This window comes from Curvibacter cyanobacteriorum (assembly GCF_028649475.1).
GTDB classification, from domain to species: domain Bacteria; phylum Pseudomonadota; class Gammaproteobacteria; order Burkholderiales; family Burkholderiaceae_C; genus Curvibacter; species Curvibacter cyanobacteriorum.
In genome coordinates this window covers 108,048-131,161 of record NZ_JAQSIP010000002.1, presented here as the reverse complement: position 1 = coordinate 131,161, position 23,114 = coordinate 108,048, and the positions used below count along the sequence as shown (strand labels likewise).

The window sequence follows — 23,114 nt, the reverse complement described above, 5'->3', positions numbered from 1 at the left end:
GCGCCATGCCTTCGCCCAAGCCCCCTCACCACCCCCCGGCCTCCGCCTCGCCCGGCCAGCGCCCCGATGCGGCACTGTCAGCGGGGCCGTCAGAGGCGCCGTCAGAGGCGGCAGCCGAGCCCGCCCCACCGGGCCCGTCCGCGCCCCAGGGCACCGGCTGGCTCTGGGCCACGCTGCTGGCCCTGTGTCTGGGCTTCATCATCAGCCAGGCCTTCCGCACGGTGGCGGCCATGATGGCGGCGCCCCTGCAGCAGACCCTGGGCCTGTCGGCCAGTCAGCTGGGGCTGTTTGCCGCCACCTTTCACCTGGCCTTTGGGGGCTTGCAGATCTTCATGGGGGTGGGCATCGACCTGTACGGCATCCGCCGCACCCTGCTGTGCGCGTGGCCGCTGACGGTGGCGGGAGCGCTGCTGTCGGCCAGCGCCACCGGCTACGCGAGCCTGCTGCTGGGGCAGACCCTGGTGGGGGCCGGTTGCGCCCCCGCCTTCCTGGCCTGCACGGTGTTCATTGCGCGCCAGTTCCCAGCGGCCCGCTTTGCGGCCCTGTCAGGTTTGATCATGGGGCTGGGCGGGCTGGGCCTGCTGTTGACCGGCACACCACTGGCCTGGCTGATCGAGCTGAGTTCGTGGCGGGTGGGCTTTGGCGTGTTGGCCGCGGGCAGTGCGCTGGCCTGGCTGGCGGTGTGGATCTGGGTGCGCGAGGCCCCCCAAACCGGGCCGCGCCCTGAAGACAGCGTGCTGCAGGCCCTGCGCAGCATGGGTCCCCTGCTGCGCCTGCCGCACACCGCCGGCATCCTGGCGCTGGCGGCGGTCAATTACGCGGCCTTCATCACGCTGCGCGGGCTCTGGCTGGGGCCGCTGCTGATGGACCGCCATGGCTTCACCCTGGTGCAAAGCGGCCATGTGGCGCTGGCCGTGTCGGTGATCGGCTTGCTGGGCCCACCGCTGTTCGGCCGCCTGCCGGTGCAGGGCGCCCAGCGGCGGCGCTGGATCCTGCGCTTCACGCTCGGCCTGTCGGCGCTGTTTGCGGTGTGTGGCCTGTCGCCACTGGCCAGCCTCACGGTGCTGGCCAGCCTGGTGATTGGCTTTCTGTGCGGCTTCATCGTGCTGCAGTACGCCGATGTGCGTGCAGCGTATGCGCCCGAGCAAACCGGCCGTGCGATGGCGCTCTACACCATGGCCATGTTCCTGGGCATCGCGCTGATGCAGTGGGTCACGGGCTGGAGCGCCACCTGGGCGCAGGCACACGGCTGGGAGGTCTACCAGGCGGTCAACCTGACCGTGCTGCTGATGCTGCTGATCGGGGCGCTGCTGTTCCGCATGCTGCCGGCGCCGGACGCGGCACGCCACTGAGGCGCCACAGCCGGTCCACCGGTCCACCGGTCCACCAACAACCCAACAAACCAACGAACCGTGACGTTGCCTGGTTCGGGGCCTGGTTCGGGGTCTGGGGTGGTTTCAGACCAGGCGCGGCGGCCCCCGGGCGGCACCGCCCGGGCTTGCCGCTGGGCGCCGCCGCGACAGAAGCGCGGCGTCACAAGCGCAGCATCACAAACGCGGCGTCAGAAGCGCTGTGACTGGACCCAGCGCACGATGTCGGTGGCGCCCAAGGCCCCGGGCTGGCGCGCCACCTCGCGCCCGCCCACAAACAGGGCCAGCGTCGGGATGCTGCGGATCTGAAAACGCGCGCCCAGGGCGGGCACGGCTTCGGTGTTGACCTTGGCCAGGCGGAAGCGGGGCTCCAGCTGCTGGGCGGCTTGCTCAAACGCAGGCGCCATCATGCGGCAGGGGCCACACCACGGGGCCCAAAAGTCCACCAGCACCGGGATCTGGTTGCGGCTGATGTGGCGGTCAAACAGCGTGGCGTCATCGAGCGCCAGCGAGTGGCCACCAAACAGCGCTTGCTTGCATTGGCCGCAGTCGGGGGCCTGGTTCCACTGCGCCAGCCGGACGCGGTTGGTGGTGTGGCAGTGCGGGCAGACCACATGCAGCGCCTCGGGGCTGGCGGCGCTGCTCACGCGGGTGTCCCGGGTTCGGCGCGCGCGTCGGTCTGCGGGGCGCCGGGCGCGGCCGGGCTCCGGGTCCAGCGCTGAAGGCACTGGCGCATGGCCACTTCGGCGGCCACCGCCTGGGCCAGCGGCGAGCGGCACAGCCCGGCCTCGGCGTAATGCAGGTTTTCGTACAAGGCCACCAGCGCCGGGCTTTGGCGCAGCAGGGCCTGCAGGGGTTCTTGCGCCCCGGCCTGCTGCGACAGGTCGCTCAGCAGCTGGCGGGTGCGGCTCGCCAGCAGGCGGTACTGCAGCGGGTCGGCCGGGGTGGCGGAGGCGTCGAGCCGGTCCAGCATGTGTGCCAGAGCGGCCAGCGGGGTGATGTCGGTTCGGGTCTTGCTCATGCCCCCAGACTTGAGGGCAGGCGCCCATGTTTCAAGGCCCCGCCCCTCCCGCGGGCGGGGGATTCAGCGCGGCAGGCGGCCGTTCAAGGGGTAGGCCGGGTCGGTGTAGCCGGGCGTTGAGGGGTGGCCAGGCGGCACCAGGCGGTCGACCAAGGCCTCGTCCTCGGGGGTGATGACCACGTCGAGCGCGGGGCGGTAGTCCTCCCACTGCTGCAGGGTGCGCGGGCCCGCGATCACCGAGCTGACGGCGCGGTTGGCCAGCACCCAGGCCGTGGCCCACTGCGCCAGCGTGCAGCCGCGCGCCTCGGCGTGGGCCTTGAGCTGCTGGGCGATCAGCAGCGACTCCTCGCGGAACTCGGTCTCGGCAATGCGCTTGTCGCCGCGCGCGGCCCGGCTGCCCTCGGCCGGGGCCTGGCCTGGCAGGTACTTGCCGGTCAGCACACCGCGCGCCACCGGGCTGTAGGGCGTGACGCCAATGCCGTAGTGCGCGCAGGCCGGCAAAATTTCGACCTCGGGCATGCGGTTCAGCAGGTTGTAGTAGGGCTGGCAGACCACCGGCCCCGGCATGCCCAACTGGCCCGCCAGGCGCATGATCTCGGCGATGCGCCAGCCGCGGAAGTTGGACACCCCCCAGTAGCGGATCTTGCCCTGGCGCAGCAACTGGTCGAGCGCGCGCAGCGGCTCTTCGAGGTCCATGCCATTGAAGTCGCGGTGCAGGTACAGGATGTCCACGAAGTCGGTCTGCAGGCGGCCCAGGCTGGCCTCGACCTCGCGCAGCATCCAGCTGCGCGAATAGTGGCCCTCGTTGACCCGGTTGGACATCTTGTTGCCCAGCTTGGTGGCCAGCACCCAGTCGTGGCGCTGGCCTTGCAGGATCTGGCCCACCAGGGTTTCCGACGCGCCCGAGGTGTAGACGTCGGCGGTGTCCAGATAGTTGACGCCCTGCTCCCGCGCCCGCGCCACGATGGCGCTGGCCTCGTCCAGGCCGGTCTGGTCACCAAACATCATGGTGCCCAGGCACAAAGCCGAAACCTGCAAGGGGCTCTTGCCCAAAGAACGGTACTGCATGGCGTCTCCTGCCAAAAAAAGGGGGTCGCAAAAAAGGGCCCGCAGGCCCTGGTGGTGTGGGGCTTACAGCGCCTGGGCGAGGCGCGCCACGCCTTCGCGGATCTTGGCCACGTCGGCGGTGGCAAAGCTCAGCCGCAGCGTGGCGTGGTCGGGGTTGGCGCAGAAGAAGGGGCTGCCCGGCACGAAGGCCACGCCCTTTTCGATCGCGCGCTTGGCCAGCACGTTGCCATCGGCCACCTTGCCGCCCGCCCCCGTCAGGCGGGCCCAGACGAACAAGCCGCCTTGCGGCTGGACGAACTCGATCGCCTCGCCGAGGTCGCTGCGCAGCGCATCGCCCATGGCCTGAGCCCGTTCGGCGTACACCGCGCGCACCTTGGCCAGGGTGGCCGGCATGCGGCCGGCTCGGAGGTACTGGGCCGCAGTGGCCTGGGCAAAGGTGCTGGTGTGGGCGTCACTGAACTGCTTGCACATGGTGGCCTTGGCCAGCAACTCGGTCGGGGCAATCATCCAGCCCACGCGCAGGCCCGGCGACAGCACCTTGCTCAAGGAACCACAGTGCGCCAGCAGCTCGCGGCTGCCCGGCACGCTGGCGCTGAGGTTGAGCAGGCTGGGCGGCGGGGCCTCGCCAAAGTACAGGTCGCCGTAGGGGTCGTCCTCGACCACCAGGGTCTGGTACTTGACGGCCAGTTCGAGCACCTTCTGGCGGCGGGCCTGGGTCAGCATGGCGCCGCTGGGGTTGCCGAAGGTGGGGATCAGGTACACAAACTTGGGCCGGTGCTCGGCGATCAGCTTCTCCAGCTCATCGACCTTCACGCCGTCGCCATCGACCGGCGCGCTGATCAGCTCGGCGCCGTAGAGGCGGAAGCACTGGATGGTGGCCAAAAACGTCGGGCCTTCGACAATCACCTTGTCGCCCGGGCTGATCAGGGTCTTGCCCAGCAGGTCCAGGCCTTGCTGGCTGCCGGTGGTGACGATCAGGTTGTCAGCGGCCACGCCCTGGGCGCCCTTGCTGGTCATGAACTGGGCCAGTTGCTCGCGCAGCGGGTTGTAGCCTTCGGTCGCACCGTACTGCAGGGCGGCGCCAGCTTCTTCGGCCAGGGCGGCGTTGACGGCTTCGCGGATGCCGTCGACGTCGAACATGGCGCTGTCGGGAAAGCCCCCGGCAAAGCTGATGATGCCGGGCTTGCCCAGCAACTTGAAGAGTTCGCGGATGGCGGAGGTTTCAACGTTGTTCAGTCGGTCAGCGAATTGCAAAGGCATGGCACGTTCTCACTTTCTGGCCGCCATTGTCGCTAATTCGGGGGCCCCGCGAGCGACTGAGGTCAGCGGCTCTGGGCAACGCCGCCCGCGGGCCCGGCGACGGCCAAGGCGAGACCCGGCAGGTGGGATTTCAACATTTGGGTTCGCCCACCGATCAGAATCAGAAAAAAAGCCATTTATTTGATATTTATATTTCATGCATGGCATTTAAATCGGCAAATAACCTCTGTACACACGGCCCGATCAGCGGCATAAATGGGGCTCTCCACCCCCTGTTCCGAGGAGCCTCACATGCCTTTGCTTGCCGAGTTTTTCCAGAACGCCCAACTCCCCACCATGCCGGAAGTGGCGCAATCCCTGATCCGCACCCTGCACGACGACGACAGCTCGTCGCGCTCGGTGCGCGACATCCTGGCGCGCGACCCCGCGCTGACCGTGAAGCTGGTGCGCCTGGCCAACTGCGCCCGCTTTGGCCTGCCGCGCACGGTGGCCAGCCTGGACGATGCGATCCTCATGACCGGCCTCGGCCAGGTGCGCACGCTGGCGCTGTCGGCCTGCCTGAACGGGGCGTTTCCGGACATCTCGGGCCTGAACCGGCAGGAGTTCTGGGAACAAAGCATGGCCTGCGCCGGTTACGCCGACTGGCTGGCCCGCCGCCTTGAGGTTGACCCGCAAGCCGCCTGGCTGGCCGGCATGATGCTGCGCCTGGGGGAGATCGTGATTGGCCAGCGCCTGCCGCAAGCGCTGTCCGAAATCGAACGCCAGCCCCACCTGCCCGGGGGCCGCTGGGAGCGGGAGAACCTGCTGCTGGGGTTCACCGAAAGCCAGGTCAGCGCCGAGATGGCGCGGCGCTGGAACTTCCCGGCGCTGATCAGCCAGGGCCTGGACCACGCGTCGGACCCAATGGCCAGCCGCCCCTTCTGCCGTTTGGGGGGCCTGCTGCACCTGGCCGAGTTGCTGGCCGAAAGCGCCCCCAAGGCGGGCGACGCGGCCGCCGTGCGCGAGGCCATTGCCGCACTGCCGCAGGACGTCATGGGTGCCTTGCAACTGGACCCGGTGTGGATGGCCGAGCACCTGCCCACGGTCGACCAGTTCCTCGACATGAGCGTGCTGCACTGAGCCTCCCCGCCGGGGGTGGCCGGCCCCGCGCCGTGGCCTGATGCGCGGGCCCAGCGCTGGGTCGATGCGGGACCGATGCGGGGCCAGCGCGGCTCGCCGGGGGCTGGGCCTGTGGGGGCACGGCGGGCCCGCCCGCACCGCGCGGGGATTCCGCGCCACAATGCGAACCCGTGGCCGTCCGGCCGCCAGCGCTCCCGGCGCTGCCCCCTGGTCCCCGCGCTGCCCCGCATGAAAAAATCAGACATCGAACCTTTTTTTGCCACCCTCAAGGCGGCCAACCCGATGCCCAACACCGAGCTTGAATACACCACGGTGTTCGAGCTGCTGGCCGCCGTGCTGCTGTCGGCCCAAGCCACCGACGTGGGCGTGAACAAGGCCACGCGGCGCCTGTTCCCGGTGGCAGGCACGCCGCAGAAGATCCTTGACCTGGGCCTCGCCGGGCTTGAGAAATACATCAAAACCATCGGTCTCTACCGCAGCAAGGCCCGGCACCTGCTCGAGACCTGCCGCATCCTGGTCGAACAGCACCAGGGCCAGGTGCCGCGCACCCGCGAAGCCCTGGAGGCGCTGCCCGGCGTTGGGCGCAAAACCGCCAACGTGGTGCTCAACGTGGCCTTTGGCCAACCCACCATGGCGGTGGACACCCACATCTTCCGCGTCAGCAACCGCACCGGCCTGGCGCCTGGCAAAAACCCGCTGGCGGTGGAGATGCAGCTGCTCAAGCGCGTGCCCGCGGCCTACGCGGTGGACTCACACCACTGGCTGATCCTGCATGGCCGCTATGTGTGCCAGGCCCGCAAGCCGCAATGCTGGCAATGCAGCGTGGCGCGCTGGTGCGACTTCAAGGACAAGACCCCCGCGCCTTGAAGCGCGGCCCGGCCTCAGGCGGCCAGGGCGGCCAGGGCCTGCAGCGCCGCCACGCGGGTCTGGCCCGCCACCATGCCGCGCCACTCGGGGGTGTCGATGCAGAACGCCGAGCGCACGCGCTGGCGCCAGGCCTCGCGCTCGGCCACCGGGGTGTCGGGGTGCTGGTTGAGCCACTGGTCCACGCGCATGGCCCACAGCACTTCGTCGAACGGCCGGGTGCCAAACTCCAGCCCCAACGACAGGGGCTCGGCCTGGGGGCATTCGTCGTACAGGCTGTGCGCGGCGCTGCCCCGCACCACCGCCGTGCAAGACCCGTCCTCGAACGGCGAGAACACATCCGCCCCCCAGCAGGCCCGGGCCCGCGCGAGGTCGGTGGGGTCATTGCGGCCGGCATAGATCTTCTCGCCATGGCCTTCGGGGCCCAGGCCGGTGTGGATGTCGATCCAGCCGATCCGGTCACAGCCCGCCCCGTGCTCGCGCAGCACCTGGCGCAGGGTGCGGTTGCTCCAGGCCGGGCCCTGGCCCGCGTAAAACACCCCGGCGGGGTGGCTGCTCTGGCCGCTGGACAGCGCGTCACGCCAGGCCGTGGGTCCCAGGCGCACTTCGGCCAGGGCCAGGGCCTCCTCGTGGGCCAGCGACGGCGGCCAGGTCTCGGGCAACAGGTCGGCGTGCAGGTCGGCATAACCCGCGTTGACGGGCAGGGGCTGGCTGAAATCGAGGAAGTTGCGGTTCAGGTCGATGCCGTCCTCGTTGACGCGGCAGCGGTGCGAAAAGCCGTAGGGGTTGACCGCGTGCACCAGCAGCACGGCCACGCCGGCGCGCTCGGCCCGCGCCAGCCAATCGGCGTCGTGCAACAGGGCCAGCTGACAGCCCGAGCCGCAAAACCCCTCGACGCCATGCAGGCCCGAGGTGATCACCAACAGGCGCCGCGCCGGGTCCGCCCCCACCCGCAACACATCCATGGCCAGGGCCTCGCCCGACGCGCCGACCTGGCTCGGGTGCTGCCAGGACTGCAAGGTTCCCCGCCCCTCGGCCGCCGCCAGGAACTGGCTGCGTGCCTGGGCGTAGGTGGCTGAAAAATGGCGCGACAAGGTGAGGCTGTAAGGCATGGAAAAAAGTCCAAAATCAGGCAAAGATCTGCCACTGTAGCCGCCCGGCCAGCGCCCTGCACGCGCCGCCCGGCAGGCACGGCCCCGCCACCGCCCCCTCCGCCCCAAGGCCCCCTGTGAACCGTCCCAAGCCCCCGCAACGCCCCAGCGCCAGACCGACCCGCGTGTCCGGCCCGCCGGCCCCCGAAGTGTGGCGCCCCAAACGGCGCCCGCCAACGCCCCCGCGCCGACCCGCCCGCCCGCGCTGGCGCACCGCCAGCCTGGTCGCGCTGTCGGCCGGCATTGCGCTGTACGTGGTGGCCAGCCTGCAAGGCGACCTGCCCTGGCAGGTGGGGGTGTACTGCGCGCTGATGAGCACGCTGTGCTACGGCGCCTACATGAGCGACAAGGAGGCCGCCCGGCACGGCACCTGGCGCACCCGCGAGAGCGTGTTGCTGGGCCTGGGCCTGGCCGGCGGCTGGCCTGGCGCGGTGATCGCGCAGGAGGTGCTGCGCCACAAGTCCAGCAAGGTGACTTTCCGGCGCCGCTTCTGGCTCACCGTGTGGCTCAACTGGGCCGCCTTCGCGCTGCTGTTCACGCCCATCCTGGCCCCCTGGACGCCGCTCTACCCCCTGCCCTGAAGCGCTGCCAGCGCGCCGCGCCCAGCGCAAACCTGTCCGAACCAGGGCACCCGCGGCGCGGCGCGGCCAACCGGCTCAGTTGACCCAGGCGCCGGCCACCAGGCCGCCGTCGGTGCTGACGCCCTCGGTGCGCCGGTAGGGCAGCACCGCGCCCGGGTGGGGGCTGAGCACGGCCGCGATCTCGATGCGCGGCGGCTCCGACGACACCGGCCCGAAGATGGTGGCAAACGAGGCATCGGCCGCGTCATGGCCGGTGCCAATGCGCACAAAGCCCATCGGGATGGCCGTGCCTGACGGGTCAAAGATGTACCAGCGGTGGCCCAGGTAGACCTCGACATAGGCATGGAAGTCGGTCGGCCCCAGGGCCGGGTCGGCGCCGTAGTCGATGCCGGTGGTGAAACGCGCCGGGATGTTGATGGCCCGGCACAGCGCGATCATCAGGTGGGCAAAGTCGCGGCACACGCCGGCCCCGTCGGCCAGGGTCTCGATGGCCGAGGTGGTCGAGTTGCTGCTGCGCGGCGTGAACGCCACGCGCCGCTGCACCCATTCCTGGATTGCCTGCACCCGGAAGTAGCCCTGGCGCAGCGCGCCAAACTCGGCCATGGCCAGCGCATTGAGCTGGTCGGACTGGCAGTAGCGGCTGGGGTAGAGGTAGGTCAGCACCTCGGGCGGCAGCTGCGAGACCGGGATCTCGGGGATGCTGGCGCCCGGCGCGATCAGGTGGTCCAGGTCGAGCGTGGCGCGGTACTGCACGCTCAGCGGCCCGGCCGCCGCGCTCAGGCGCAGGCTGCGCGCCTGGGTCGCGGGGTCGGTGTGCATCAGCAGGGGCACCGGCTGGCTGACGCCCAACTGCTCGTGCACCACCCACTGCCGGCGCGTGTGGGCCGCCTGGATGTTGAAGATGAAATCGGCGCCCGGAGCGGACACCAGGTAGTGGAGCGCGATGGCCAGTTCGATGCGGACCATGGCTCAGGCCCCGCCAGGGACAAAGCGGGCGCCAGGGGAGAAAAATGACATGAAATCCCTGCAGAAGTGAGGAGCGGCCCACCCCCGGTGGGCCTGCAGGGGACAGGCAAGAAACACGCCCGTCCACCGCCCACCATGTTACGCCTGCGCGCTGACCGAGCCCGACGGGGCCTTGGCCTCGGCCCCGGCGTGGTCCAGATCGGGGCGTTTCCAGGGATCGACGTGGGTCATCAGGGTCAGCACGCGGTGGTGCTTGAGCACCCGCTGCTGCGCCGCCACCGCGATGTCGTGGCCGGCCTCCACCGTCAGTTGGGCATCGACCTCGATGTGGGCGTCCACCACGATCATGTCGCCCATGCGGCGGGTGCGCACATCGTGCACGCCGCTGACACCGGGGGTGTCACGCAGGGTCTGGCGGATCGCTTCGACCTCCTGCTCATCGACCGCGCGGTCCATCAGGTCGTGCAGCGCGTCCCAGCCGAACGACCAGCCCATGCGCGCCACCATGAAGCCCACAATCAGCGCCGCGATCGGGTCCAGCAACGGGTAGCCCGCGAGGTTGCCCAGGATGCCCACCCCCACCACCAGCGAGGACGCGGCGTCCGAGCGCGCGTGCCAGGCATTGGCCACCAGCATGCTGGAGCGCACGCGCTGCGCCACCTTGAGCATGTAGCGGAACAGCAGCTCCTTGGCGACCAGCGCCAACGCCGCCACCCACAGCGCGGTGACATGCACGCGCTCGATGGTGTCGTGGTGCTCCAGCTTCAGCGCGGCCGACCACAGCATGCCCAAGCCCACCGCCAACAGCAGCAGCCCCAGCACCAGCGAGGCCGCCGTCTCGAAGCGGTGGTGGCCGTAGGGGTGGCCCTCATCGGCCTCTTTCTGGCTGTGGTGGCTGGCCACCAGCACCACCGCGTCGGACACCAGGTCCGACAGCGAGTGCACGCCGTCGGCGATCAAGGCCTGCGACTTGGTCAGCACACCGACCACGATCTGCAAGGTGCTGAGCACCAGGTTGACCACCACGCTGACCCAGGTGCTGCGCGACCCGGCGGCGGCGCGCTCGGCCTGGCTGAACTCGGTGTCTTCGTGGTCTTGGGGGCTTTCCTGGTAATTCATGGCATGTCCAAAAGGCAAAGCGGGTGGGCCCGCCTCCCTGCGAGGCAGCCACACGCCCAGGCACTTTAGCCGCTCCCGATGACGCCGGGCTGAAGCCGCGGCCGGCTCAGGCCCCTGAGCCCCCGCCAGCGCGAGCCCCAAAGCCTCCACACCAGCCTCCACACCAGCCCCCGCCCTGCAACCCCCCGGCGGCGGCACGGCCCAGTGCCACGCCGCGGCCCTGGCGGCTCAAGCCGAGCGCAGCCAGCGCCACAGCGTGGAGCGGCTGATGCCCAGCGCCTGCGCGGCGCGCCCGTGGTGCTGGCCGCAGCGCGCCAGGGCCTCAGCGGCGCGCTGGGCCGGGCTGGCGGCGGTCAAGGGCTCCGAAAGGCCCGAAGGGGCCGCTCGGGCCGAGGGGGCCGATGGGTCCAACGGCAGCCCCGAGGCGCCCGCTGGCGCCGCCCGCCGGTCCTGCCAGGCGGCCCCGGCTGGGGACCGTGGCGCGGGGCCCGGTGCGCTCAGGTCGGAGCGGATCAACTCGGCCGCGTCGGGCAGCGGGCGGCGCGGTGGCAACTGGCTGACCGCCAGCCGATCCATGACGTTTTCCAGTTCGCGCACATTGCCGGGCCAGTGGTGGGCCCGCAGCGCGGCCAGCAAGGGCGCCAACAGGGCCTGGGTGTGGGCCGGTGTGGCGGGCAGGGACAGGGCGCGCAAACGCGCGGTCAGCAACTGCTGCGCCAGCACCCCGATGTCGCCCTGGCGCTCGCGCAGCGGCGGCAGCTGCAGGTTCAGGGTGTTGAGGCGGTAGAACAGGTCCTCGCGGAACTGGCCCTGCTGCACCCGCTGCGCCAGCGGCTGGTGGGTGGCGGCGATCACGCGCACATCGACCGGCAGCGGGCTGCTGGCCCCCAGGCGGTAGATTTCGCGCTCTTGCAGCACCCGCAGCAGCCGGGTCTGCAGCGCCAGCGGCATGTCGCCAATCTCGTCGAGGAACAAGGTGCCGGTGTGCGCGGCCTCGAACAAACCGCGCCGCCCGCCGCGCCGTGCGCCGGTGAAGGCCCCCTCCTCGTGGCCAAACAGCTCGCTCTCCAGCAGGCCCTCGGCAAAGGCCGAGCAATTGACCGCTACAAAAGGGCGGTGCGCGCGATCGCTTGCGTGGTGGATGGCCTGGGCCACCAGCTCCTTGCCGGTGCCGGTCTCGCCCTGCAGCAGCACGCTGAACGCGGTGGCCGCGTAGCGCCGCGCCTCGTCCAGCGCGGCCAGCCAGGCCGGGCTGGACCCGCCCAGGTCGGCAAAGCGGTAGCGCGCCCCGCGTTGGTTTTGTCGCTGCTGCATGCGCAGGCGGTTGTCGCCTTCGTGGATGTTGCTGGCGTCGTACAGCGTCAGGGCGGCCCCGGCCACCGCGTCCTGCGCGAGGATGGGGGTGCGGTGCACCAGCCAGTCGCGCCCGCCCAGGCGCAGCACATCGCCGCGCTCCTCCAGGCCGCTGCGCAGGGTGCTGTCCAGCGACAACTCGGGGCTCAGCTGGCTCAGGGTCTGGCCCAGCACCGCAGCCTGCGGTCGCTGCAGCACCGCCAGCATGGCCGGGTTGACGGCGGTCACGCGGCCAGCCGGGTCCACCGCCAGCACCGCGTCCTGCAGGTGGCGCAGCACGCCGTCCAGCTGGGCGTAGCGCTCGGCCTCCAGCCGCGCCACGCGGGCCAGTTCGAGCGCGTCCTCAAAGCCCTGCCGGATGCTGGCCAGCGAATACGCCAGGATGCCGGTCAGCCCGTCCTGCCGCGCCAGCTCCACCACCAGGCTCGAGCCGACCACCACCTGCACGCCCTGGGCCCGCAGCCGTGCCATGCAGTCGCGCACATCGGCGGGGGTCTGGTAGGCGTGTTGGTGGATCTCGATGTTGAGCAGGGTCTTGACCGACTCCAGCTCCGGGATGGTCTCGCCGTACATCACGATGCCCACGCGCTGGCTCAGCGGGCGCGCCTCGATCAGGGCCTGCAGGATGTCAAAGCCGCCCAGCTGGATGGTGGCCACCGGCGCCTGCAGGTGGCGGCGCAGCAGGCTGGCGTTCGAGCCCGCGCTGACGAACGCGTCCACGCTGCCCCGCGCCAGGCGCTCGCGGGCCAGGCTCAGGGTCTGTTCGAAGCTGCCGTCCACCACCTCGATCAGCGCGCGGTCGCGGTAGGCCTCCACGATGGGCCGGGCGCGCTGGCGGATCTCACGGTAGCTCAGGAAACACAAACGGGGCAGGGACATGGCAGCGCTCCAAGCGTTTCATATGCAACATGCAATGTTTCATCCATTGTTTCGTGAAACACCTGCTGCTGACAACAAAAAATAAAAATCCTTTGAAATCAAATACTTAGAAATTCATCCAAGCTGGCACGAAGCCTGCAGAACCCGAGGGGACAGTACAACACCCAGGAGACACACATGACCTTTTCTCATCCCACGCGGCGGGCGCTGGGCTTGGCCCTGGCGGCCGGCCTGGCCAGCCCCCTGCTGCACGCCCAAGGCCCAACGGCCCGCTGGCCCGGCAACAAGCCGGTGACCATCGTGGTGCCCTACTCACCGGGCGGCGGCACCGACATCGTGGCCCGCACCGTGGCCCAACGCCTGTCCGAGCTGTGGGGCGTGTCGGTGGTGGTGGACAACCGCACCGGGGCCAATGGCGTCATCGGCTCGGCCCATGTGGCCAAGTCCGCCCCCGATGGCTACACCCTGCTGATGGTGGTGGGCTCGCACGCGCTGAACCCGATCCTGATGAAGTCGCTGCCCTACGACACGGCGCGCGCCTTCACCCCCGTCACGCGCCTGGCCGACTCGCCGATGGTGCTGGTGGTGTCGGCCCAGTCGCCTTACAAGACGCTGGGCGACCTGCTGACCGCGGCCCGCAAAGAGCCTCTGGGCGTGGGCTATTCGGAAGGCCAGACCCGCCTGACCGGCGAGCTGATGCGCCAGGCTGGCGGCCTCAAAACCGAGGGCGTGCCCTACAAAGGGGGCGCCCCCATCATGGTCGACATCATCGGCGGCCACCTGCCCATGGGCGTGACCAGCGTGCTGACCGCCCTGCCCCATGTGCAGTCGGGCAAGCTGCGGGTGATCGGGGTGGCGGCCGCCGAGCGACTGGCCATCTTCCCGGACGCGATGACCTTCCGCGAGGCCGGCCTGCCCCAGGTCGAATCGCTGAGCTGGTACGGCCTGTTCGGCCCGACCGGCCTGAGCGCCGAGCTGGTCAGCCAGCTCAACGAGGACCTCAAGAAGGTCACCAGTGAACCCGCCCTGCAGCGGCAAATGAACGACCAGGGCGCCAAGCTGGTGCTGGCCCCGCCGGCCGAATTTGCCAAGTTCCTGCAGCAGGAACAAAGCAAGTGGTCACGCGTGGCACAGCAGGGCGGCATCCAGCCCGAATGAGACCGCAGCACGCGCCCATCCCCCTGAAGTCCACTTTTTGCCCCGCATCCGCACTGATTTTTTTGAAAGGAAACCCATGACCGCCCCCCTCAACCTGCGCCAACGCCTGCAACAACCCGGCCTGGTGATCGCCCCTGGCGTGCACGACATGGTGTCGCTGCGCCTGGCCGACAGCTTTGGCTTTGACGCCCTCTACATGACGGGCTTTGGCAGCGTGGCCTCGCTGACGGGCCTGCCCGACGCGGGCCTGGCCACTTACTCGGACATGCTGGGCCGCGTCACCGCGATGGCCGGCATGGCCCGCACCCCCCTGATCGCCGATGGCGACACCGGCTACGGCGGCCTGCTCAATGTGCGCCACACGGTGCGCGGCTACGAGGCGGCCGGCGCCGCCGCCATCCAGCTCGAAGACCAGGAGTTCCCCAAGAAGTGCGGCCACACCCCGGGTCGCCGCGTCATCCCCACCGCCGACATGGTGCGCAAGATCCAGGTGGCGGCCGATTCGCGCCGTTCCGAAGACTTCCTGATCATCGCGCGCACCGACGCGCGCAGCGCGCTGGGCCTGGACGAGGCACTGCGCCGCGCCGAGGCCTATGCCAAGGCCGGGGCCGATATCTTGTTCGTCGAGTCGCCCGAGAGCGTGGACGAGATGCGCCAGATCGGTCGCAGCTTCGACCAGCCCCTGCTCGCCAACATGGTCGAAGGCGGCCGCACCCCGGTGCTGAGCCAGGCGCAGTTGGAGGAAATTGGCTACAAGCTCGCGATCTTCCCGGTCACCTCGCTGCTGGCGGCCACCGCGGCCATGAAGAGCGTCTACCAGGCGCTGCGCGATCAGGGCTCGTCGACCCAGGTGCCCACCCCGCTGCTGGCCTTCAGCGAGCTGACCCAGCTCATGGGTTTCCAGGAGGTCTGGGACTTCGATAAGCGCTACGCTGAGACCGAATAAACCGGCGCGCCCCCGACGCGACCCAACAACAGGAGACACCACATGACCCCCCAACGCGCCCCGGGACACGCCCTGCGTGCCCACCCCCCAGGCAGCCCTGTCGGAGGCCCGACACCGCGCCGCCGCCTGCTTGCCACAGGCCTGGCCCTGCTGACGGCCCTGGCCGGCCTGAGCGCGCTGCGCCCAGCGCACGCGCAGGACGCCTGGCCCAACCGCCCGATCCGCCTGGTGGTGCCCTTCACGCCCGGCGGCGTGACCGACACCAGCGGCCGCCTGATCGCCGAGCAACTGGGCCGGCGCCTGGGCCAGTCGGTGATCGTCGACAACCGCCCGGGCGCGTCGGGCAACATCGGCACCGCCGCCGTGGCCAGCGCAGCCCCGGACGGCTACACCCTGGTGCTGGGCTTTGACGGCACCCTGGTGATCAACCCGCACGTGTTTGCCAAGATCCCGTTCGACACCCTCAAGGACCTGGCGCCGGTGGGCAAGATTGGCGATGCGGTGCTGATCCTGGTGGCCCACCCCGCGGTGCCGGCCAAGACGCTCAACGAGGTCATCGCCCTGTCCAAGAGCCAGGCCGATGGCCTGTCCTACGGCACCTCGGGCACCGGAGGCACGCCCCACATCGGGGGTGAGTTGTTGCGCCAGCGCACGGGCGCCCAGCTGACCCACATCCCCTACAAGGGCGGTGGCCAGGCGATGAGCGACGTGCTGGGCGGCAGCATCCCGCTGGTCTACACCGCCGTGGCCGGGGCCTCGGGCCACGTCAAGTCGGGCAAGCTGCGGGCCATTGCGGTGTCCAGCGCCCAGCGCTCGGCCGCCCTGCCCGACGTGCCCACCTTCATCGAGAGCGGCGTCAGTGACTTTGTGGTCAATTCCTGGGTCGGCCTGCTGGCCCCGGCCAAGACACCACCGGCCGTGCTGACCCGACTGAACACCGAGCTCAATGCCGTGCTCAACGACCCCGCCGTGCGCGAGAAGCTGATCGCCATGGGCATCGAGGCCACGCCGGGCAGCGCCGAGCAGTTCCGCGACGAGATCCGCCGCGACCTGGGGCGCTACGGCCAGGTGGTGAAGGCCGCAGGCATCCGCATCGAATGAAGCGGGGGCCGGCGCGGCCCTCTCCGCCGGCGCACCACAGCCGCTGAAAAAACAAAGGCGCCACCGCAAACGGTGGCGCCTTTTGTTCATGCTGGGCCGCCCGTGCCGGCCGAGGCCGGCCCGGGCTGGCCCCGTGGCCCATCAGTCGGCGTAGATGCCGGCCTTGCGGATCACCGGGCCCCATTTGTTGATCTCGGCCTCGAGGTGGGTGCGCAGGCCCTCGGGGGTGATCTTGTCGGACGGCGGCACGTCGGAGCTGAGCTCGTTGAGGCGCTTGACCACGGCCGGGTCGGCCAGCGCCGTGCGCAGCGCGGCATTGAGCTTGTTGAGCGCTTCGGGCGGCGTGCCCTTGGGCGCGTACATGCCATGCCAGACCTTGACCTCAAAGCCCTTCACCCCTTGCTCGTCGAGGGTCGGCAGGTTGGGCAAGGCGCTCAGGCGCTTCAGCGTGGTCACGCCAAAGGCCTTGACCCGGCCTTCCTTGATCATCGGCACGGTCTGCGTGGTCTGGTCGCACAGCAGATCGACCTGGCCGCCAAGCAGGTCGTTCATGGCGGGGCCGGTGCCCTTGTAGGGGATGGTGTTGAGGTCGGTGTCGATGGCGCTCATGAACAGCAGGCCGCACAGGTGCGACACAGCGCCCAAGCCGGCATTGGCCAGCGTGACCTTCTCGCGGTTGGCCTTGATGTAGCTGAGCAGCTCGGGCAGGGTGTTGGCGGGCAGGTCCTTGCGCGCCAGCAGGGTCATGGGCACATCGACCACCTGGCCGATGTAGTCAAAGTCTTTCAACGGGTCGAAGGTCAGCTTCTTGTAGAGCGCGGGCGCGGTCGACATGCCCATGTGGTGCAAGAAGATGGTGTAGCCGTTGGGGGCCGAGCGCGCGGTCTTGGTGGCGGCGATGGTGCCACCTGCGCCGGCCGCGTTCTCGACCAGCACGGTCTGCCCCAGGGCCTTGCCCATCGGGATGGCGATCAGCCGGGCCACCACGTCGGTCGGGCCACCGGCCGCGAAAGGCACCAGCATGGTGACGGGCTTGTCCGGGAAGGTCTGTGCCTGGGCCGGCGCCACCGCCATCAGGCAGGCGGCGGCCAGGCTGCTCAGGCCGATGCGCATCAGGGTCTTCAGGGAGTTCATGGTTTGTCTCTTTCTTTCTCAGGTCAGGTGATCAGGCTTCAAAAGGCAATCTCTCGCAGCGTCAGGCCGACTCGGCCGGGTCGGCTGCGTGGTGTGTGTTGGACGCCAGCGCCGCAGCCGTGGCGCTCTCCCTGCTCCGCCACCCATGTTGCGCAGCTCGGCGGGTCAATGCACTTGGCACATTCCCTAGCGTCAGTGAAAACGCCAAGGTCGCTTGGATGGCAGGCGGCGGCGGCATGGGGCGGCTCAGACGGGTTCGGAGGCGCTGAGCCAGCGGCGCGCCAGCGCCAGCACGGGGGCGTCGACCATGCGGCCATCCACGCGCAGCGCCCCGGCCCCAGGGCCATCGCCAGCGGCCTCGGCCGCGGCCAGCACGCGCTGCGCCCAGGCCCGCTCGGCCTCGCTCGGGGCCAGGGCACGGTGCACGGCAGCCACCTGGTTCGGGTGGATGCACAGCTTGGCGCCAAAGCCCAGGCGGCGGCTGCGCAAGGTGTCGGCCTCGGTCAGCCCAGGCTGGTCCAGCGCAACGGTGACGCCGTCCACCGGGGGCGCCAGGCGGGCCCCGCGCGACACCAGCACCAGCTGCCAGCGTGCGGGCAGCAGCTCATGCTCGTCCGGGCTGCAGGCCATCCCCAGGTCGGCCTGCAGGTCGATGTGGCCCAGGGCGAGGCGCAGCACCTGCGGTGCCGCGGCGATGGCGCTGAGGTTCAGCAGCCCATCGGCGCTCTCGATCAGGGGCAGCAGGCCCAGGCCAGGCTGTCGCTCCGCCAGGCGCTGCAAGGGCACCGCGGACTCGGCCTTGGCAAGCATGACCCCGGCCAGCCCCGGCAGCTGCGCCAGCAGCGCGAGGTCGTCCTCGTGCCAGGTCGTGGACGCGGCATTGACGCGCAACACCAGGCGGGCCCGCTGCGGGGCGTCCAGACCGCCCCAGGCCGAGGCCAGCGCCAGCCGCGCGCCGGCCTTGGCGGCAGGCGCCACGGCGTCTTCCAGGTCGACGATGACCGCGTCGGCCCCACTGGCCAGCGCCTTGGGCAAGCGCTCCAGCCGGTCGGCCGGCACGAACAGAAAACTGCGCGCGCGCGCCAGCCAGGGGCCTTGCGCGCTCGGCGCCGCTGCCGTCGTCATGCGGCCCCCGCCCGGCTGGGCAGCAAGGCGCCCACCACGGGCCACTGGGCGACCTGCCACAGCGCGTCCACCGCCTGCTGCATCTCGGCCGCGGTGGCGCCCTGGCTGAACGCGGCCAGGCGCAAGGCCTTGGCGGTGATCTCTTCGCGGCTCAGGGTGTTGCCGGGGTCGCCCTTGGGTTCGTCGACGCGGCCGTGCAGCACGCGGCCGTCGGTGGTGTGCACGGTGACCTTGCCGATCCAGCGGCGCGGGTAGGCGCCGTCCACCTCGGGGTCCAGGCGCATGGTGACGCGGTCGCGCAAGGCCTGGGTGGTGGCGCTCAAGAAGTGCTGGTCAAACTCGGCCAGGCCAGCGTGGCCGTACTGCGCCACCAGGGCCAGCACGGTGCCCATGGAGAACTTGCTCTGGTGCACCGTGCTCGGCGAGGTGACCGGGCCCAGCACGTCGATGGCGCCCTGGTGCACATGGGTCTCGACGCGGTGCAGGTCGGCCGGTTGCAGGCCATGCGAGCGCATCACCTGCAGCAGCGCGTCGGCGGCCGGGTGGGTGTGGCGACAGCTGGCGTGGTATTTGAACGAGGTCTCCACCGTGGCCCAGCGCGTACCCAGGCCATCGCTGAGGCGCGTGGCGTCGGCGTCGCTGGACATGCCCGCGGCCATGCCCTGCGGGCCGGCCAAAATCTCCGCCGCGCCGGTGAAGCCGTCCTGCGCCAGGTAGGCCGACATCAGGCCGGCGGCGGCCGCGTGCGCGGTGTGCAACTGCTTGGAGTCGGCCGCGGTGCGCAAGAATTCCCACAGCCCGGCGGCCTGGGTGCCGGCCGAGCCCAGGGCGTGCTGCATCTGCGCCGCGTCCAGGCGCAGCAGGTGGCCCACCGCGGCCGCGGCCGCCAACGTGCCGGCGGTGCCCGTGGTGTGGAACACCTTGTAGTGCGAGCGCCCCAGAAACTCACCGACGCGGATGCCCACCTCGTAGCCCACCACCGAGGCCGCCAGCAGGTCCTGCCCGCTGCGCCCCAGCGCCTGCGCCACCGCCACGGCAGGTGGGAACACCACGGTGGCCGGGTGGAACACCGAGCCGTTGTGCACATCGTCCTGCTCGGCCACATGCGAGGCCGCGGCGTTGGCCATGGCGGCCAGGTAGGCGCTGCCGCGCTGGCGCGAGATCAGCACCTCGGCGCCGCCCTGGCCCAAGGCCGGCGCCTGGGCCGCCGGCCCCCCCATCTGGGCGGCAAAGCGGGTGATGCTCTCCACCGGGCGCGAACCGTGGCCGGCCACGGCCGAGCCAAACCAGTCGACCAGCAGGTCTTCGGTCTTGCGCAGCACGGCCTCGGGGATGTGTTCGTGGCGCAGTTCGGCGGCAAAGCGCGCCAGGGTGGCGGTGGGGGTCAGCATGGTGGATCGGTCTCCGTCGGGGTGTGTTGTTCGGCAAAGTTCAGGCGCGGCGCGGCACGGGCCGCTCAGACCGCGCCCTGGGCGCGCAGGGCGGCGATGTCGGCGTCGCTGCGGCCCAGCGCACGCAGGATGGCCTCGGTGTGTTGGCCCACGGTGGGCACCGGGTCCATGCGGTAGTCGAAGCTGCTGTGGCGGCCTGGCGGCAGCAGGGCTGGGATGGGGCCGGCGGGCGAGCCCACCTGGCGCCAGCGCTCGCGCGCCTGCAACTGCGGGTGGGCCCACAGGCCAGCCATGTCGTTCATGCGGGCGTTGGCGATCTGGGCCTGGTCCAGGCGGGCCAGCACCTCGGCGCTGCTGAGGGCGCCAAAGGTGTCCAGGATCAGGGCCTTGAGGGTGTCGCGGTGCTGGTTGCGACGCGCGTTGCTGTCAAAGCGCGGGTCCACGGCCAGCTCGGGCGCCAGCAGCACATGCTCGCAGAACAGCTTCCATTCGCGTTCGTTTTGCAGGCCCAGCATGACGGTGCCGCCATCGCCGGCCTTGAAGGGGCCGTAGGGGTAAATGGTGGCGTGGGCCGCGGCGCTGCGCGGCGGCGGGGTGGCCCCTTGGTAGGCGTAGTACATGGGGTAGCCCATCCATTCGCCCAGGGCTTCGAGCATGGACACGTCGATGTGGCCGCCGCGCCCGGTTTTGCCGCGTTGCAGCAGGGCCGCCAGCACGCTGGTGTAGGCGTACATGCCGGCCGCGATGTCGGCCACGGAGTTGCCCGCCTTGCAGGGCTCGTCGGGGGTGCCGGTGACCGACAAAAAGCCAGCCTCGCTTTGGATCAGCAGGTCGTAGGCCTTCTTGTCGCGGTAGGGCCCGTCCTCGCCGTAGCCCGAAATGTCGCAGACCACGAGTTTCGGGTGGCTGTCCTTGAGCTGTTCGTAGCCCAGGCCCATGCGGGCCGCGGCACCGGGAGCCAGGTTTTGCACCAGCACGTCGGCGTCTTGCAGCAGTTGCTGGAGCACTTGCAGGGCGGCGGGCTGTTTGAGGTCCAGGGTCAGGCTTTCCTTGGAGCGGTTGACCCAGACAAAGTGCGAGGCTTCGCCGTTGACGCGCTGGTCGTAGGCACGCGCAAAGTCACCGGCGCCAGGGCGCTCGATCTTGATGACGCGCGCGCCCAGGTCGGCCAGTTGACGGGTACAGAAAGGCGCGGCGATGGCGTGCTCAAGCGAGATGACGGTGATGCCGTCGAGGGGGCGGGTGGTCATGGTGTGGACTCACTGAAAAGGTTGGGGACCTGAAGGGGGTGTTGTGGTCGAAGGGCTAAAAGGCCAGCACCAAAGTCACCGGACAAGCACCATCGCCCCCATCAAAACGACCGCGGCAGCCCCAGCAAATGCTCGGCCACGTAGGCGTAGATCAAGTTGGTCGAGATCGGCGCCACCTGGTACAGCCGCGTCTCGCGGAACTTGCGCTCGACGTCGTATTCGTGCGCAAAGCCGAAGCCACCATGGAACTGGATGCAGGCATTCGCGGCCTCCCAGCTGGCCTTGGCGGCCAGGTACTTGGCCATGTTGGCTTGCGCGCCGCAGGGCTGGTTGGCGTCGAACAGCTCGCAGGCCTTGTAGCGCATCAGGTTGGCGGCTTCGACCTCGATGTAGGCGTCCGCAATCGGGAACTGCACGCCCTGGTTCTGGCCAATCGGGCGGCCAAAGACCACGCGCTCGCTGACGTACTGGGTGACGCGGTCCAGGAACCAATAACCGTCGCCAATGCACTCGGCCGCGATCAGGGTGCGCTCGGCGTTCAGGCCGTCGAGGATGTACTTGAAGCCCTGCCCTTCCTGGCCGATCAGGTTCTCGGCCGGGATCTCGAGGTTGTCGAAGAACAGCTCGTTGGTCTCGTGGTTGACCATGTTCTGGATCGGCCGCACCGTCAGGCCCGACTTCTCGGCCTCGCGCAGGTCGACCATGAAGATCGACATGCCCTCGCTCTTCTTGCTGACCTCGGCCAGCGGCGTGGTGCGCGCCAGCAGAATCATCCACTCGCTGTGCTGCACGCGGCTGATCCACACCTTCTGGCCATTGATCACATAGCGGTCGCCCTTCCTGACGGCCGTGGTCTTGATCTTGGTGGTGTCGGTGCCCGTGGTCGGCTCGGTCACCCCCATGGACTGCAGGCGCCACTCGCCGCTGGCGATCTTGGGCAGGTACAGCTCTTTCTGCGCCTTGGAGCCATGGCGCAGCAGGGTGCCCATGTTGTACATCTGGCCGTGGCAGGCCCCCGAGTTGCCGCCACTGCGGTTGATCTCTTCCATGATCACCGAGGCCTCTGCCAGGCCCAGGCCCGAGCCGCCGTACTCGGCCGGGATCAACGCCGCCAGCCAGCCCGCCTTCGTCAGCGCATCGACAAAGGCCTCGGGGTAGGCGCGGTCGTGGTCAATCTGGCGGTGGTATTCGTCAGGGAACTGCGCGCACAGGGCGCGCACGGCATCGCGGATGTCCTGGTACTGGTCGGGGGCTTGCTTGATCATGGTGAAGAGGTCCGGGATCGGTGAAGGAATGAGGGCGTGAAGTCAGAGAGGGGGGCGTTGAGCGGGGTCTCCGGCCGGCGCGTTGGCCACGCCGGGCCAGGCGTCAGAACAGCTCGGCGGTGGCCTGCATGGTCAGCCAGCCCTCGTGGTCGCTGGCCCAAAGACGCACGCTCCGGCCGTCGGCGCCGGGGCTGCCCTGCACGCGGAACGGGTTCAGGTCAAACGTCGGTCGCACGGCCTTGAACGCGAAGGACTTGAGGCGCGCTGGCGGCAGCTCGCGCCGCAGCAGGTCGACCAGCAGGGTGGCGATCAGCGGGCCATGCACGATCAGGCCCGGATAGCCCTCGACCTCGGTGACGTAGCGGCGGTCGTAGTGGATGCGGTGGCCGTTGAAGGTCAGCGCCGAGTAGCGGAACAAGAGCACGTCGTCGGGCACGATCTCGCGCTGCCAGGCGGCCCCCGTCTCGGCGGCGGTCGGGGGCGGCACCGGGTCGCCCGGCTGGGGGGCCGCGCGGTAGACGATGTCGTGTTCTTCGGTCAGGGCCAGGCCGTTGGCGTTGTGCACCTCGTGCTTGACCAGCACAAACACCAGGTCGCCCGTGCGGCCCGATTTGTGGGTGACCGACTCGATGCGCGAATGCCGCTGCACCGCCTGCCCCACGGTCAGGGGGTTGTGCGCCTCCCAACGCAGGCGCCCACCGGCCCACATGCGGCGCGGCAGCGGCACCGGCGGCAGGAAGCCCCCCCGCAGCGCATGGCCGTCCGGGCCCAGGCCGCTTTGGCGCACCTGGGGCAAGAAGTACAGCCAGTGCCACAGCGGCGGCAATTCGGTGCGCCCGGTGACGGGCGCGGGGTCATCGCGGTCCAGGGTGGCCGACAGGGCACTGACCGGGGTGGCCCCCAGTTGGTCGTGCAGGGTCTCCTGGCGACCCTGCCAGGTTTGCAGGTGCGCCAGCAGGGCGGCGTCCACGGTGCGGGGGTCTTGGCTCATGG

Annotated in this window: 21 protein-coding genes; 7 read left to right on the top strand and 14 right to left on the bottom strand. The window is 70.0% G+C overall.

The annotated features are described in order from the left end of the window. Positions 1 to 5 precede the first annotated feature (5 nt). Complete coding sequence (locus PSQ40_RS03970) at positions 6 to 1,352, top strand: MFS transporter (protein ID WP_273948982.1); 1,347 nt, start codon at positions 6 to 8, stop codon at positions 1,350 to 1,352. A 209-nt stretch (positions 1,353 to 1,561) separates the two neighbouring features. Here PSQ40_RS03970 and trxC read toward each other — a convergent pair whose 3' ends face one another. The 4 genes from trxC to PSQ40_RS03950 all read right to left on the bottom strand — a co-directional run bounded on the left by trxC (position 1,562) and on the right by PSQ40_RS03950 (position 4,713). Next, entirely contained in the window at positions 1,562 to 2,017 is a 456-nt protein-coding gene (gene trxC, locus PSQ40_RS03965; protein WP_273948981.1) for a thioredoxin TrxC, read from the bottom strand. Next, positions 2,014 to 2,391 (bottom strand): hypothetical protein, encoded by a 378-nt coding sequence (locus PSQ40_RS03960; RefSeq protein ID WP_273948980.1) that lies wholly within the window; start codon positions 2,389 to 2,391, stop codon positions 2,014 to 2,016. The genes trxC and PSQ40_RS03960 overlap by 4 nt, the downstream gene beginning before the upstream one ends. 63 nt (positions 2,392 to 2,454) lie before the next feature. Beyond that, on the bottom strand, positions 2,455 to 3,459 hold the full coding sequence (locus PSQ40_RS03955) for an aldo/keto reductase (protein ID WP_273948979.1): 1,005 nt from the start codon (positions 3,457 to 3,459) through the stop codon (positions 2,455 to 2,457). Between the two features lie 63 nt (positions 3,460 to 3,522). Next, complete coding sequence (locus tag PSQ40_RS03950) at positions 3,523 to 4,713, bottom strand: aminotransferase-like domain-containing protein (RefSeq protein WP_273949910.1); 1,191 nt, start codon at positions 4,711 to 4,713, stop codon at positions 3,523 to 3,525. A 297-nt stretch (positions 4,714 to 5,010) separates the two neighbouring features. On the opposite strand from PSQ40_RS03950, the gene PSQ40_RS03945 reads away from it, so the two are divergent. Both PSQ40_RS03945 and nth read left to right on the top strand, forming a co-directional pair. Continuing rightward, entirely contained in the window at positions 5,011 to 5,838 is an 828-nt protein-coding gene (locus PSQ40_RS03945) for an HDOD domain-containing protein (protein WP_273948978.1), read from the top strand. A 228-nt stretch (positions 5,839 to 6,066) separates the two neighbouring features. Further along, a complete protein-coding gene (gene nth, locus PSQ40_RS03940; protein ID WP_273948975.1) occupies positions 6,067 to 6,705 on the top strand; it encodes an endonuclease III in 639 nt (212 codons plus the stop codon). A gap of 14 nt (positions 6,706 to 6,719) precedes the next feature. Here the strand turns inward: nth and PSQ40_RS03935 are convergent, their stop codons facing one another. Then, positions 6,720 to 7,814 carry a M14 family metallopeptidase gene (locus PSQ40_RS03935; protein WP_273948974.1) on the bottom strand — a complete coding sequence of 365 codons (1,095 nt, stop codon included), beginning with the start codon at positions 7,812 to 7,814 and terminating at the stop codon, positions 6,720 to 6,722. 116 nt (positions 7,815 to 7,930) lie between these two features. On the opposite strand from PSQ40_RS03935, the gene PSQ40_RS03930 reads away from it, so the two are divergent. Beyond that, on the top strand, positions 7,931 to 8,434 hold the full coding sequence (locus PSQ40_RS03930; RefSeq protein ID WP_273948972.1) for a DUF1294 domain-containing protein: 504 nt from the start codon (positions 7,931 to 7,933) through the stop codon (positions 8,432 to 8,434). Positions 8,435 to 8,509: 75 nt separating this feature from the next. On the opposite strand, the gene PSQ40_RS03925 is transcribed toward PSQ40_RS03930, so the two are convergent. The 3 genes from PSQ40_RS03925 to prpR all read right to left on the bottom strand — a co-directional run bounded on the left by PSQ40_RS03925 (position 8,510) and on the right by prpR (position 12,751). Continuing rightward, on the bottom strand, positions 8,510 to 9,400 hold the full coding sequence (locus PSQ40_RS03925) for a transglutaminase-like domain-containing protein (RefSeq protein WP_273948971.1): 891 nt from the start codon (positions 9,398 to 9,400) through the stop codon (positions 8,510 to 8,512). Between the two features lie 138 nt (positions 9,401 to 9,538). Further along, complete coding sequence (locus PSQ40_RS03920) at positions 9,539 to 10,519, bottom strand: cation diffusion facilitator family transporter (RefSeq protein WP_273948970.1); 981 nt, start codon at positions 10,517 to 10,519, stop codon at positions 9,539 to 9,541. 228 nt (positions 10,520 to 10,747) lie between these two features. Further along, positions 10,748 to 12,751, bottom strand: a complete 2,004-nt coding sequence (gene prpR / locus PSQ40_RS03915; protein WP_273948968.1) for a propionate catabolism operon regulatory protein PrpR — start codon at positions 12,749 to 12,751, stop codon at positions 10,748 to 10,750. A 177-nt stretch (positions 12,752 to 12,928) separates the two neighbouring features. Between prpR and PSQ40_RS03910 the strand changes: the two genes are divergently transcribed. The 3 genes from PSQ40_RS03910 (at position 12,929) to PSQ40_RS03900 (ending at position 15,956) form a co-directional block, all read left to right on the top strand. Next, entirely contained in the window at positions 12,929 to 13,909 is a 981-nt protein-coding gene (locus PSQ40_RS03910) for a tripartite tricarboxylate transporter substrate binding protein (RefSeq protein ID WP_273948967.1), read from the top strand. 76 nt (positions 13,910 to 13,985) lie between these two features. Then, entirely contained in the window at positions 13,986 to 14,855 is an 870-nt protein-coding gene (locus PSQ40_RS03905) for an isocitrate lyase/PEP mutase family protein (RefSeq protein ID WP_273948966.1), read from the top strand. A gap of 42 nt (positions 14,856 to 14,897) precedes the next feature. Continuing rightward, positions 14,898 to 15,956 (top strand): Bug family tripartite tricarboxylate transporter substrate binding protein, encoded by a 1,059-nt coding sequence (locus PSQ40_RS03900; RefSeq protein ID WP_273948965.1) that lies wholly within the window; start codon positions 14,898 to 14,900, stop codon positions 15,954 to 15,956. A gap of 141 nt (positions 15,957 to 16,097) precedes the next feature. On the opposite strand, the gene PSQ40_RS03895 is transcribed toward PSQ40_RS03900, so the two are convergent. From PSQ40_RS03895 to PSQ40_RS03870, 6 genes are all read right to left on the bottom strand, one after another. Beyond that, entirely contained in the window at positions 16,098 to 17,090 is a 993-nt protein-coding gene (locus PSQ40_RS03895) for a tripartite tricarboxylate transporter substrate-binding protein (protein ID WP_409338545.1), read from the bottom strand. A 246-nt stretch (positions 17,091 to 17,336) separates the two neighbouring features. Then, positions 17,337 to 18,215 carry an HpcH/HpaI aldolase/citrate lyase family protein gene (locus tag PSQ40_RS03890; RefSeq protein ID WP_273948964.1) on the bottom strand — a complete coding sequence of 293 codons (879 nt, stop codon included), beginning with the start codon at positions 18,213 to 18,215 and terminating at the stop codon, positions 17,337 to 17,339. Further along, the gene (locus tag PSQ40_RS03885; RefSeq protein ID WP_273948963.1) at positions 18,212 to 19,606 is read right to left on the bottom strand and encodes an MmgE/PrpD family protein; all 1,395 of its coding nucleotides are present in this window, start codon (positions 19,604 to 19,606) and stop codon (positions 18,212 to 18,214) included. Before PSQ40_RS03885 ends, PSQ40_RS03890 begins: the two co-directional genes overlap by 4 nt. Before the next feature lie 65 nt (positions 19,607 to 19,671). Next, positions 19,672 to 20,856 (bottom strand): CaiB/BaiF CoA transferase family protein, encoded by a 1,185-nt coding sequence (locus tag PSQ40_RS03880; RefSeq protein WP_273948961.1) that lies wholly within the window; start codon positions 20,854 to 20,856, stop codon positions 19,672 to 19,674. Positions 20,857 to 20,957: 101 nt separating this feature from the next. Next, positions 20,958 to 22,121 (bottom strand): acyl-CoA dehydrogenase family protein, encoded by a 1,164-nt coding sequence (locus PSQ40_RS03875; protein ID WP_273948960.1) that lies wholly within the window; start codon positions 22,119 to 22,121, stop codon positions 20,958 to 20,960. A gap of 103 nt (positions 22,122 to 22,224) precedes the next feature. Then, positions 22,225 to 23,112 carry an FAS1-like dehydratase domain-containing protein gene (locus PSQ40_RS03870; protein ID WP_273948959.1) on the bottom strand — a complete coding sequence of 296 codons (888 nt, stop codon included), beginning with the start codon at positions 23,110 to 23,112 and terminating at the stop codon, positions 22,225 to 22,227. Positions 23,113 to 23,114 lie beyond the last annotated feature (2 nt).